The 11,079-nt window shown below is 53.1% G+C and carries 13 protein-coding genes and 1 pseudogene; 5 read left to right on the top strand and 9 right to left on the bottom strand.

Annotated elements, in window-relative coordinates:
- The 4 genes from ruvA to Q1M25_RS05120 form a co-directional block, all read right to left on the bottom strand.
- The coding region (ruvA, locus tag Q1M25_RS05135; protein ID WP_300482461.1) for a Holliday junction branch migration protein RuvA at nucleotides 1-409 on the bottom strand (409 nt) is incomplete at its 3' end.
- 98 nt (nucleotides 410-507) lie between these two features.
- Entirely contained in the window at nucleotides 508-1,227 is a 720-nt protein-coding gene (locus Q1M25_RS05130; protein ID WP_300482458.1) for a septal ring lytic transglycosylase RlpA family protein, read from the bottom strand.
- 48 nt (nucleotides 1,228-1,275) lie between these two features.
- Nucleotides 1,276-1,740, bottom strand: coding sequence for a tRNA (uridine(34)/cytosine(34)/5-carboxymethylaminomethyluridine(34)-2'-O)-methyltransferase TrmL (trmL, locus tag Q1M25_RS05125; protein WP_036492475.1), 465 nt, complete (start codon nucleotides 1,738-1,740; stop codon nucleotides 1,276-1,278).
- A 64-nt stretch (nucleotides 1,741-1,804) separates the two neighbouring features.
- The gene (locus tag Q1M25_RS05120; RefSeq protein ID WP_300482454.1) at nucleotides 1,805-2,521 is read right to left on the bottom strand and encodes a ComF family protein; all 717 of its coding nucleotides are present in this window, start codon (nucleotides 2,519-2,521) and stop codon (nucleotides 1,805-1,807) included.
- On the opposite strand from Q1M25_RS05120, the gene bioH reads away from it, so the two are divergent.
- Together bioH and Q1M25_RS05110 are read left to right on the top strand one after the other, a co-directional pair.
- On the top strand, nucleotides 2,520-3,266 hold the full coding sequence (gene bioH, locus Q1M25_RS05115; RefSeq protein ID WP_107696826.1) for a pimeloyl-ACP methyl ester esterase BioH: 747 nt from the start codon (nucleotides 2,520-2,522) through the stop codon (nucleotides 3,264-3,266). The genes Q1M25_RS05120 and bioH overlap by 2 nt on opposite strands.
- A 55-nt stretch (nucleotides 3,267-3,321) precedes the next feature.
- Nucleotides 3,322-4,116, top strand: coding sequence for a class I SAM-dependent methyltransferase (locus Q1M25_RS05110; protein ID WP_107696827.1), 795 nt, complete (start codon nucleotides 3,322-3,324; stop codon nucleotides 4,114-4,116).
- A gap of 146 nt (nucleotides 4,117-4,262) precedes the next feature.
- On the opposite strand, the gene Q1M25_RS05105 is transcribed toward Q1M25_RS05110, so the two are convergent.
- The 3 genes from Q1M25_RS05105 to Q1M25_RS05095 form a co-directional block, all read right to left on the bottom strand.
- Nucleotides 4,263-4,511, bottom strand: coding sequence for a BolA family protein (locus tag Q1M25_RS05105; RefSeq protein WP_003686612.1), 249 nt, complete (start codon nucleotides 4,509-4,511; stop codon nucleotides 4,263-4,265).
- 126 nt (nucleotides 4,512-4,637) lie between these two features.
- Nucleotides 4,638-4,967, bottom strand: coding sequence for an FKBP-type peptidyl-prolyl cis-trans isomerase (locus tag Q1M25_RS05100; protein WP_094192864.1), 330 nt, complete (start codon nucleotides 4,965-4,967; stop codon nucleotides 4,638-4,640).
- A gap of 139 nt (nucleotides 4,968-5,106) precedes the next feature.
- Complete coding sequence (locus tag Q1M25_RS05095; RefSeq protein ID WP_300482446.1) at nucleotides 5,107-6,282, bottom strand: cytochrome-c peroxidase; 1,176 nt, start codon at nucleotides 6,280-6,282, stop codon at nucleotides 5,107-5,109.
- 381 nt (nucleotides 6,283-6,663) lie between these two features.
- Here Q1M25_RS05095 and efeU point away from each other — a divergent pair, with 381 nt between their 5' ends.
- The 3 genes from efeU (at nucleotide 6,664) to efeB (ending at nucleotide 10,068) form a co-directional block, all read left to right on the top strand.
- Entirely contained in the window at nucleotides 6,664-7,488 is an 825-nt protein-coding gene (gene efeU / locus Q1M25_RS05090) for an iron uptake transporter permease EfeU (protein WP_137041370.1), read from the top strand.
- A gap of 12 nt (nucleotides 7,489-7,500) precedes the next feature.
- A complete protein-coding gene (gene efeO, locus Q1M25_RS05085) occupies nucleotides 7,501-8,667 on the top strand; it encodes an iron uptake system protein EfeO (RefSeq protein WP_300482441.1) in 1,167 nt (388 codons plus the stop codon).
- Between the two features lie 135 nt (nucleotides 8,668-8,802).
- Nucleotides 8,803-10,068 (top strand): iron uptake transporter deferrochelatase/peroxidase subunit, encoded by a 1,266-nt coding sequence (gene efeB / locus Q1M25_RS05080; RefSeq protein WP_070504079.1) that lies wholly within the window; start codon nucleotides 8,803-8,805, stop codon nucleotides 10,066-10,068.
- Nucleotides 10,069-10,146: 78 nt separating this feature from the next.
- Here efeB and Q1M25_RS05075 read toward each other — a convergent pair whose 3' ends face one another.
- Nucleotides 10,147-10,614 carry a CinA family protein gene (locus Q1M25_RS05075; RefSeq protein ID WP_300482437.1) on the bottom strand — a complete coding sequence of 156 codons (468 nt, stop codon included), beginning with the start codon at nucleotides 10,612-10,614 and terminating at the stop codon, nucleotides 10,147-10,149.
- 75 nt (nucleotides 10,615-10,689) lie between these two features.
- Nucleotides 10,690-11,079, bottom strand: a pseudogene (locus Q1M25_RS05070) (mechanosensitive ion channel family protein); the annotation flags it as partial.

Raw genomic sequence — 11,079 nt, 5'->3', positions numbered from 1 at the left:
CGGTATGGGATACGAGTTTGCCGCGCAGTTCCAACACCATGCGTTCGGCGGTTTTTTTGCCGATGCCGGGGGCGGAGGAGAGGCGTTTGACGTCTTCTTCGGCGATGGCTTGCGCCAGCTCGTCGGCATTCATGGCCGACAAAATGCCCAATGCGGTTTTGGCACCGATGCCGCTGACTTTGACCAGTTGGCGGAAGGTGGCGCGTTCCTCGGCTGAGGCGAATCCAAACAGCAAATGCGCGTCTTCGCGGATGACAAGCTGGGTGTAGAGATGGACGGTTTCGCCAACGGGGGGCAGGTTGTAGAAAGTCTGCATGGAAACGTCGGCTTCATAACCGACGCCGTTGACGTCGATAACGACCTGCGGCGGATTTTTTTCAATCAATTTGCCTGTAAGCCTGCTGATCATGGTGTTTCCCTGTGATTAAAAAAGGCCGTCTGAAACCTTGCAATCGGGTTTCAGACGGCCTTGTATTGTATCAAACTTCAGCGGTAACGCGGACGAAATCAGATGGCGGATACCAGGTTCAGATGACGGGCGCGTTCTCCTGCTTCGGCGGCACGTTCTTGGCTGCTGAACGGACCCATTTTGACAACGTATTCGTAGTTGCGTTTTTCAAGCATGACTTTGCTGTCTGACGGCAGGCTTTGTGCGGCTTGGTTCAAATAAGCCTGTGCTTCGCGTTGGGTACCGAAGGATTTCAAATCAACAAAAAATTCTTTGTTGTTTGGGGAAATAATGGTTTGAGCGGCGGTTTGGCCGGGGATGATTTGCTCAACTTTGACGTTGGCCGTGCCTTGGTTGATGAAACCCAATTGTTGGGCGGCGGCTTTGGAAACATCGATGACGCGGTTGCCGTGGAAAGGGCCGCGGTCGTTGACACGGACGATGACGCTTTTGCCGTTTTGCATATTGGTCACGCGTGCGTAGCTGGGAATAGGGAGGGTTTTGTGGGCGGCGGAGAGGGCGTTCATATTGTAACGCTCGCCGCTGGAAGTTTTACGACCGTGGAACTGGTTGCCGTACCATGAGGCTTTGCCGGTTTGGCTGAAAAAGGAAACTTTGGTCAGCGGCGTGTAGCGTTTGCCGGCAACTTTATAACTGCGGTTGGCAGAAGGATGCAGTTTTTCGACTCGGACCACGCTGTCGGCGACGGCGGCATTAATGGAAAGGACGCCGATGGTGGCGGCGGCTAAGAAAAGGAGGGTTTTTTTGGTAAAAGTCAAAACGGGTTCCGTTCTTGAGTTGATAACGCAGCGGTTTCAGACGGCCTGCTATACGCCGCCGGCAAAACCGTTTTGCCGCCATGCTTCAAATAAAATCACAGCGACAGTATTGGAAAGATTCATGCTCCTGCTGCCGGGCATCATCGGCAGGCGGATTTTTTGTCCGGCAGGCAGGCTGTCGAGAATTTCGGCAGGCAGGCCGCGCGTTTCGGGACCAAACAGCAACACGTCGCCTTCGCGGAAGGAAACTTCGTCGGGGCGGGTAGAGCCTTTGGTGGTCAGCGCGAAAATGCGGCGGCCTTCAAGGGCCTTGAGGCAGTCTTCGAAATTCTCATGTACCGTCAGTTTGGCAAACTCGTGATAATCCAAACCCGCACGTTTCATTTTGGACGAATCCAGCGGAAAACCAAGCGGCTTGACCAAGTGCAAATCGGCACCGGTATTGGCGCACAGGCGGATGATATTGCCCGTATTGGGCGGGATTTCGGGTTGGTACAAAACTATGGTAAACATATAAATCAATCACTTATAGAGTGGCATAATGCCGAAATGTTCCATGGGTGTCAAAAACTTTAAGCTATTTTTTCATTGGCGGCCGCGCTAAAGACCAACAACAAATCCGGCCTGCGCCTGATTTTTTCAGCGTTTTCGCCAATTCGTCCAAAGTCGAACCGGTGGTGAAGACATCGTCAATTAACAGAATATTACACGCCTTCGGCAATTCGGCTTTGATTTTAAATGCATTCTTGATATTTCGCCGACGTTCGTCGCTTTTCAGCGTACTTTGCGGCTCGCCGTGCCGTCTGAAAACCGCGTGGCGCGGCAGCAGCGTCCAGCCGTAGCGTTTTGCCAAAATATCCGTCAACACCTCGCTTTGGTTGAATCCGCGCTTGAGCCGCCGCTCTTTGCTCAAAGGCATGGGCAGGACGAAATCGAAGTGTTCCGTCGTTAGCCAGTCCGGTGCGTTTTGGCCCATCAAATCCGCCAACGGCCGGCTCATGCCCAAATCGGCCAAGTGTTTCAGCTCGCGTATCATGCTGCTGACGGGTGGTTCGTAATACAGCGAGGCCCACATTCTATCAAATGCGGGCGGCTTTTTCTGACAACTGCCGCACACTGCCCCGCCTGCGACATGGCGGAAACACAAAGGGCAGCTTTGTGCCGCGTCGATAAAATATTCCGTCAAATCGTTTGCGCAGCCTCGGCAAAGGCCGTCTGAAACGGAATCGTGGCATAATACGCAACGTCGCGCATTGAGCTGTTTCAAACTGCGCCACCAAGAAAGAACATTCATGCCACACTCCGCCAAAAAAGTTTATCTGATACACGGTTGGGCGGCGAACCGCCATGTATTCGACGATTTGATACCGCGCCTGCCTACCGATTGGGACGTCCGCGCGCTTGATTTGCCCGGACACGGCGATGCGCCTTTTGCCGAACCGTTTGATATTGCCGCCGTTGCCGAAGCCTTCGCCGGACAAATCGACACGCCGGCACACATTCTCGGCTGGTCGCTGGGCGGACTGGTTGCCCTGTATCTGACCGCGCTTTATCCCGACAAAATCAAATCGCTCTGCCTGACGGCAAGTTTTGCCCGATTGACTGCCGACACGGATTATCCCGAAGGCTTGGCGCAACCTGCCTTGGGCAAGATGGTCGGCGCATTCCAGCAGGATTATGCCAAACATATTAAACAGTTTCTACAACTGCAACTGTTGCACACGCCGCATTCAGGCGAAATCTTAAACCGCGTATTGCCCGATTTGGCGCGCTGCGGCACGCCTTCCGCCTTACAGGCCGCGCTTGAAGCGGTCAACCATGCCGATGCGCGTCCGCTGTTGCCGCTTATTCAAACGCCGTCACTGCTGGTGTTTGGACAGAAAGATGCCATCACGCCGCCGCGCATGGGCGAATATTTACACCGCCATTTGAGCGACAGCGAGCTGGTCCTTATCGACAAAGCCGCACACGCGCCCTTTTTAAGCCATGCCGACGAATTTGCCGAAATTTACCGCAATTTTGTCGAAAAGGCCGTCTGAAACAGACTTAAACCATAAAAACATTGCCGGGCAAAGCCCGCTGACACGACCCACCATGACCGAACAAGACAAACGCTGGCAGATTCACCGCCATCTCGCCCAAGACACCGACGAGCGCCTGCAGCTGGTCCGCAATGCACCCAAACGCATCATGCTGATTGGTGCCGATGCCGACATCAGCCGCAGCCTGCTGGCCGCGCGTTATCCCGACGCCGTGTTTGAAGAATACGATCCGAATGCCGATTTTTTGAAAACCGCCGCCGCCGCGCGCAAAGGCGGTTTTTGGCAGAAGCTGACCGGCAAAACCATCCCGCAGCATTGCCAAGCCCTGACCGCGCCATTACCTGAAGCATCCGCCGATATGTTGTGGGCCAACCTCAGCCTCAGCCGCGCCGACGATATTTTGCCGGTATTGAAAAACTGGGCCGCTGCTTTGAAAACCGACGGATTATTGTTTTTCACACACTTTGGCCGCGACAGCCTGAGCGAGCTGACAGGCCGTCTGAACCATGAAGGCATCGAATGCGAAGCGCCCACGTTGATTGATATGCACGACTTGGGCGATATGCTCGCCGACAACGGCTTTTACGATCCGGTAACCGACACGGCCAAGCTTGAGTTGAGCTATAAAAAAGCCGGGACGTTTTGGCAGGACATGGAAACCTTGGGATTGTGGAATGCGTTGAAGTTCAGCAATCCGCAAGCGGCCAAGGAATGTGTGGATAAGATTTTTGCCAACGAAGGCCGTCTGAACATCACGCTTGAAACCGTATACGGCCATGCCGTGAAGAAATTGGTGTTGCCGCAAGGGGAGAATGTGGTGCAGTTTTTCCCGAAACGGCAGGGCTAGTTTGGTTGCTGTTTCCGGTAGGGTTTACATTGCGATTGTGTATTGTGGAATGCGGTTTGGCGTTTGTATCGATTGCCTACGCTGTTTAATATGTATGAAAAAGGCCGTCTGAAAAGTTTTCAGACGGCCGTTTATTTGATTCCAAATTAAGCCTGTTTGGCCGCCCATTCGGCCGGAGTGGCGGCAACGGAAATAGACAGCGCGTGCAATTCGTTGCTTTCGAGTTGCGGCTTGAGGCCGTCTTTAATCAGGCGGTGGCGGGCGAGGCGGGCTTTGCCTTCAAATGAGGAGGAAACGATTACGGCGAAGAAGTGATGGCCGTCGCCTTCGACTTCGACGTGTTCGCAAGGGGTAACGCCTTCAATTAGGGTTTTGACTTGTTCGGGTAAAAGCATGGGGGTTCCTTGGGAAATGGTTTGCTTGTAAAAGAGGGCATTATACCGAATCTTGATAAAAACAGGCCGTCTAAAAAACCAAACTTCGGGTTTCAGACGGCCTCGGTCTTTTGAAGCGTCAAATGCTTATTCGTACACTTTCAGCAGCTCGACTTCAAAAATCAAGGTCGCGTGCGGAGGAATCACGCCGCCGGCACCGTGTGCGCCGTAGCCCATTTCGGAAGGAATGGTCAGCTTGCGTTTGCCGCCTTCTTTCATGCCGCCGAAGCCTTCGTCCCAACCTTTAATCACTTGGCCGACGCCCAGAGTGATGGTCAGCGGTTGACGGCGGTCGAGGCTGGAGTCGAATTTGGTACCGTCTTCCAACCAGCCGGTGTAATGTACGGTGATTTCTTTGCCTTTGACGGCTTCTTTGCCGTGGCCTTCTTGCAAGTCTTCAATAATCAGGCTCATGATGTTCCTTTCGGATGTATGGTGAAAATCGGCTCAAGATTACCATATTGTGTGGAATCGTGAAACAAATGCGCCCATATGGCCGGCAACAAAAAGGCCGTCTGAAACGGATTTTCAGACGGCCTTTGTTTTGCGCTAAACCTTATTTGTTGTCAGGTTGGGATTTGACATCGTGGGAGACGGGCAGCTCAGGCATGGTTCGGGCAGATTCAGGAACATTGCCGGAGAGGGCTTTCAAGAAGGCAACGATGTTTTCAGTTTCTTCCGGAGCCAGGGTTTTACCCAATTGAGCTTTCGCCATGATGTTGACGGCTTTATCCAATTCCCAAACGCTACCGTTGTGGAAGTATGGATAGGTGCGCTCAACGTTTCTCAAGCCTGGAACACGGAAGAAGAATTCGTCTTCGGCTTTTTTGGTTACGTCCGCACGGCCTTTGTCGTGTTTAGGATCGTCGATGTGTTTCCAGTAAGGACCATCCACCAAACCGAATTTTTGGAACATGGTACCGCCCAAGTTAACGCCGCTGTGACAAGCGATACAGCCGTTGTCCATAAATGCGCGTACGCCTTTGCGTTCTTGTTCGCTCAGGGCGGATACGTTGCCTTTGAGGTAGTCGTCCCAACGGGTCGGGGTCAGCAGGGTGCGTTCAAACGCGCCCAATGCGGTGGTGATGTTTTTGAAGGAAACCGCGCCGTCTTCAGGGAATGCGGCTTTGAATTTCTCTTGGTATTCGGGAATGCCGGCGATTTTGGCGGCGGCATCGGCTTCGGTTGCGTTGGCCATTTCAACAGGGTTGAGCAATGGGCCGCCGGCTTGTTCTTCCACATCGGCGGCACGGCCGTCCCAGAATTGGCTGCCCAACAAGGCGGCATTCAGGGCAGTTGGGGAGTTACGGCCGCCGAATTGGCTTTTGTGGCCCGCGCTGGTTGGCATGTTGTCTACGCCGGCAGTTGCCAAGTTGTGGCAAGAGTTACAGCTGACGGTGTTGCCTTTGGACAGGCGGTTTTCGTACCAAAGTTGTTGGCCGAGTTTGACTTGTTCTTCGGTAAACGGACGGACTTTTTGCATTTCGGCTAGGTCAGGCAAAGGTTTGAACGTAGCTTGCGCGCGTTCCAACAGGGCTTTGTCTTCGTCAGAAACATCGGCAGAATTTTGAGGGGCTGAAACGGCGGCGGTGCTTGCGGCAGCATCGGCAGTGCTCGCGGCAGAAGCAGCTTGAGGAGTTTCGGTTGTTTGAGCCGTTTTCTCGCCGCAGGCGGTCAGCGCGGCAGAAACGGCCAAAGCCAAAGCGATTTGGTGGAGTTTTAAACGTGGCATAGGAGGGTTCCTTTGTTATGCGTTTGTTATGTCATGGATTGCTGATTGCACCAGCAATATGCCAACTATAAAAGATAAGGCGGTTTTAATTTTTGTTGTAAATCAACCTTTTAAATTTGATAAATTTTGAAAATATAACTGATAGAGAATTTCATACTATGGAACTTTTTTATTATTTATTTACAATTAGTTACTGTTTTTAAGGCCGTCTGAAAAAATAAAATTCAGACGGCCTTTTAGTTTTTATTGATTACGTTCGTTATTTTCTTTTAAAAAATCTTAATAAATATAGGGTTATTAAAAAATAAAAATAATTTGCATTATTAAACATAAAGCGTTATAAATGCGTTAACAAATGAACGTTTCACTTTAGAGTTTTTTATGCTGATTGCTTTATTGATTATGCTACGCGAGGGCATCGAAGCTGCCCTGATCGTCGGCATTGTTGCCAGTTTTTTGAAACAGTCGGGACACAGCGAGCTGATGCCGAAGGTTTGGCTGGGCGTGTTTTTGGCTGCGGCCATGTGTTTGGGTATCGGTTACGGCATTCATTCCGTTACGGGCGAGATTCCGCAAAAAGAACAGGAATTGGTGGTCGGCGTTATCGGCCTGGTGGCTGTGGCGATGTTGACGTACATGATTTTGTGGATGAAAAAGGCCGCACGTTCGATGAAACAGCATCTTCAGGATTCTGTTCAGTCGGCCTTGAACCGCGGCAGCAGCCAGGGTTGGGCCTTGGTCGGCATGGCATTTTTGGCTGTGGCGCGCGAAGGTTTGGAGAGCGTGTTTTTCCTGCTGGCCGTGTTCCAGCAAAGTCCGACGTGGTCTATGCCGATAGGCGCGGTGTTGGGGCTGTTGGTGGCGGTTGTCATCGGTACGCTGATTTATCAGGGCGGTATGCGCCTGAACTTGGCGAAGTTTTTCCGTTGGACGGGCGCGTTTCTGATTGTGGTGGCGGCCGGTCTGCTGGCCGGTTCGTTTCGCGCGCTGCATGAGGCCGGCGTATGGAATGTGATGCAGGACATCGCTTTTGATACATCGAAATATTTGCATGAAGACAGCCCTTTAGGCGTGCTGCTCGGCGGTTTCTTCGGCTATACCGACCACCCGACCGAAGGCGAAGTCCTGATTTGGCTGCTGTATCTGGTTCCCGTCATGATTTGGTTTTTGCGCGGCAGCGCGCCGGCAAAAACGTTAACTAAATAAAAAGGAATGAAAATGAAAAAATTCAATCTGACTGCTTTGTCCGTAACGTTGGCTCTGGGTTTGACCGCGTGTCAGCCGCCTGAAGCCGAAAAAGCCGCGCCTGCCGCTTCAGGCGCATCCGCTGCCGCCAATGCCGACGGTTCGGTCAATATCGGTGTGAACGATACTGCCTGCGAACCGATGGAATTGACCGTCCCCAGCGGCCAAGTCGTGTTCAACATCAAAAACGACAGTGGCCGCAAGCTGGAATGGGAAATCCTGAAAGGCGTGATGGTGGTGGACGAGCGTGAAAACATCGCCCCGGGTTTATCCGACAAAATGACCGTTACCCTGCTGCCGGGCGAATATGAAATGACTTGCGGCCTGTTGACCAATCCGCGCGGTAAGCTGATTGTTACCGACAGCGGCTTCAAAGACACTGCCAACGAAGCGGATTTGGAAAAACTGTCCCAACCGCTCGCCGACTATAAAGCTTACGTTCAAGGCGAGGTTAAAGAGCTGGTGGCGAAAACCAAAACCTTTACCGAAGCCGTTAAAGCCGGCGACATTGAAAAGGCCAAATCCCTGTTTGCCGCCACCCGCGTCCATTACGAACGTATCGAACCGATTGCCGAGCTTTTCAGCGAACTCGACCCCGTCATCGATGCGCGTGAAGACGACTTCAAAGACGGTGCGAAAGATGCCGGATTTACCGGCTTCCACCGTATCGAACACGCCCTTTGGGTAGAAAAAGACGTATCCGGCGTGAAGGAAATTGCAGCCAAACTGATGACCGATGTCGAAGCACTGCAAAAAGAAATCGACGCATTGGCGTTTCCTCCGGGTAAGGTGGTCGGCGGCGCGTCCGAACTGATTGAAGAAGTGGCCGGCAGCAAAATCAGCGGCGAAGAAGACCGTTACAGCCATACCGACTTGAGCGACTTCCAAGCCAATGTGGAAGGCTCCAAAAAAATCGTTGATTTGTTCCGTCCGCTGATCGAAGCCAAAGACAAAGCGTTGTTGGAAAAAACCGATGCCAACTTCAAACAGGTTGAAGACATTTTGGCGAAATACAAAACCCCGAACGGTTTCGAGCTGTACGACAAATTGAGCGAAGAAGACCGCAAAGCCCTGCAGGCGCCGATTAATGCCTTGGCAGAAGACTTGGCCAAACTGCGCGGCATTTTGGGTTTGAAATAAGATAACGCGTTTTCAGACGGCCTTTGGATATTGAAAGGTCGTCTGAATCTTATTGTCGTCCACACAAAATATGCTTGAAAACCAACCTTACTTCACACGATTGCAATCTTTCCGTTCCCTGCCAAGGAGCAGACCATGAGCCAAAACAAACAACCGGCACAACCCGAAAAACGAACCCTTTTCAAAACTGCCCTTGCCGCCGGCGCCATCGGCGTTGCCGGTTATTTTGCCGGTAAAAAACAAGGCGAAGCCGCCGCCGAAACCCAAAACAACCAACATTCCGAGCTGGCCTATCCGTGTTACGGCGAGCATCAGGCAGGCATCGTTACGCCACACCAGCTCTTCGGCATCATGTGTGCCTTTGACGTTACCGCCAAAGACGCCAAACAACTTGAAAACCTGTTCCGCACACTGACCGCCCGCATCGAATTCCTCACCCAAGGCGGCGAATACCAAGACGGCGACGACAAACTCCCGCCTGCAGGCAGCGGCATCCTCGGCAAACAATTCCGCCCCGATGGGCTGACGGTTACCGTCGGCGTCGGCAGCAGCCTCTTTGACGATCGCTTCGGCCTCAAAGACAAAAAGCCGAAACACCTACAAGAAATGCGCGACTTTCCTAACGACAAACTCCAAAAATCTTGGTGCGACGGCGACCTCAGCCTGCAAATTTGCGCGTTTTCCCCTGAAACCTGTCAAGCCGCCCTGCGCGACATCATCAAAAACACCGCCCAGTTTGCCGTCATCCGCTGGAGCATAGACGGTTGGCTCCCTAAAGCCGAACCCGGCGCCATTGCCGCGCGCAATCTTTTAGGTTTCCGCGACGGCTCAGGCAATCCCAAAGTCGAAGATCCCAAAGTCGCCGATCAAGTCCTGTGGACGGGCGTTGCCGCCAACAGCTTGGACGAACCGGCATGGGCGAAAAACGGCAGCTATCAGGCCGTCCGCCTCATCCGTCACTTTGTCGAGTTTTGGGACCGCACCCCGATGCAGGAACAAACCGATATTTTCGGCCGGCGCAAATACAGCGGCGCGCCCATGGACGGTAAAAAAGAGGGCGACACCGCCGATTTCGCCAAAGACCCTGACGGCAAAATCACGCCCAAAGACAGCCATATGCGCCTTGCCAATCCGCGCGATCCTGAGTTCATGAAAAAACACTTGCTCTACCGCCGCGCCTTCAACTACTCGCGCGGCCTCGCCGCCAACGGCCAGCTCGATGTCGGCTTGGTGTTTATCTGCTATCAGGCCAACCTTGCCGACGGTTTCATCTTCGTGCAAAACCTGCTCAACGGCGAGCCGCTGGAGGAATACATCAGCCCGTTTGGCGGCGGCTATTTCTTCGTCTTGCCGGGTGTCGAAAAAGGCAGCTTCCTCGGCAAAGAGCTTTTGGGCGTATAAATCCGCCGATGGTTTGAATAGATAAAAAGGCCGTCTGAAACCTGATTTCCAGATTTCAGACGGCCTGAGTTTTTTCTATCAAACCAAATGTTCCGCCAAGAAAGCCAATGCGTATTCGACGGCTTGCGCCCTTACTGCTTCGCGATCGCCTGTGAAAAGCGCGGTTTGCTCAAACGAGCCTTCAGGCGTGGCCAGGCCGAACCAGACTGTACCGACCGGTTTGGCCGCGCTGCCGCCGCCGGGGCCAGCGATGCCTGAAATACTCAAGGCGTAATCTGCCTGCGCCACGGCTTTTGCGCCGCGTGCCATTTCATAGACAGTCTCGCGGCTAACCGCGCCGTGTTTCAGCAAGGTATCGGGCATGACACCGAGGCGGTCCTGTTTGGCTTGGTTGCTGTATGTGACGAAGCTTTGATGAAACCATTGCGAGCTGCCGGAGAGTGAGGTCAGCGCACCTGCAAGCAGGCCGCCGGTGCAGGACTCGGCGCAGGTAACGGTTTGACGGCGGCTGGTCAGGTGATCGGCGATGGTTTGCAGATGGGACATGGCGGCTCCTTATGGAAATGGTGGAATGGGGCGGGCGTTTGACCCGCCGGGTTTCAGACGGCCTGAAAGCTGAAATCAGTCTTTCGGCTGAATGAGGTGGACATCACATTGTGGGAATGGGATGTTGATGTTGGCTTCGCGCAGGTTTTCAACCACTTGCTCGTTCAGGGCGAATCGGAACGGGCCGAGATTTTCTTCTTGCGTCCACGCCCAAAGGGTAATTTCGATGGCGCTGTCGCCAAGGTTGGTAATGTATACGACGGCAGGTCGTTCTTCGGTTTGAACACATAATGGATGCTCGGTTGCCGCTCTCAATACGGCGGCTTTGGCGGCTTTCAAGTCGCAGGCGTAGTCGACGCCGACAACGACTTGGGCGCGGCACAGGGGCAGGGAAGAGCGGTTGGTGATGCTGTTGGTCATGACCACGCTGTTGGGCAGGACGACTTCTTCGTTGTCCGGCGTGCT

Origin of the sequence: uncultured Neisseria sp. (genome assembly GCF_951230505.1) — a bacterium.
Classification (GTDB): domain Bacteria; phylum Pseudomonadota; class Gammaproteobacteria; order Burkholderiales; family Neisseriaceae; genus Neisseria.
Note: the sequence above shows the minus strand (reverse complement) of the source record. Positions and strands in the feature narration are given on the sequence as shown.

Bases quoted from the DNA above. Each gene is read 5' to 3' on its own strand.
- trmL (WP_036492475.1), bottom strand. From the start codon at position 1,740: ATGTTTACCATAGTTTTGTACCAACCCGAAATCCCGCCCAATACGGGC.
- Q1M25_RS05120 (WP_300482454.1), bottom strand. From the start codon at position 2,521: ATGAATGTTCTTTCTTGGTGGCGCAGTTTGAAACAGCTCAATGCGCGA.
- efeO (WP_300482441.1), top strand. From the start codon at position 7,501: ATGAAAAAATTCAATCTGACTGCTTTGTCCGTAACGTTGGCTCTGGGT.
- efeU (WP_137041370.1), top strand. From the start codon at position 6,664: ATGCTGATTGCTTTATTGATTATGCTACGCGAGGGCATCGAAGCTGCC.
- Q1M25_RS05105 (WP_003686612.1), bottom strand. From the start codon at position 4,511: ATGCTTTTACCCGAACAAGTCAAAACCCTAATTGAAGGCGTTACCCCT.
- bioH (WP_107696826.1), top strand. From the start codon at position 2,520: ATGCCACACTCCGCCAAAAAAGTTTATCTGATACACGGTTGGGCGGCG.
- efeB (WP_070504079.1), top strand. From the start codon at position 8,803: ATGAGCCAAAACAAACAACCGGCACAACCCGAAAAACGAACCCTTTTC.
- Q1M25_RS05095 (WP_300482446.1), bottom strand. From the start codon at position 6,282: ATGCCACGTTTAAAACTCCACCAAATCGCTTTGGCTTTGGCCGTTTCT.
- Q1M25_RS05110 (WP_107696827.1), top strand. From the start codon at position 3,322: ATGACCGAACAAGACAAACGCTGGCAGATTCACCGCCATCTCGCCCAA.
- Q1M25_RS05075 (WP_300482437.1), bottom strand. From the start codon at position 10,614: ATGTCCCATCTGCAAACCATCGCCGATCACCTGACCAGCCGCCGTCAA.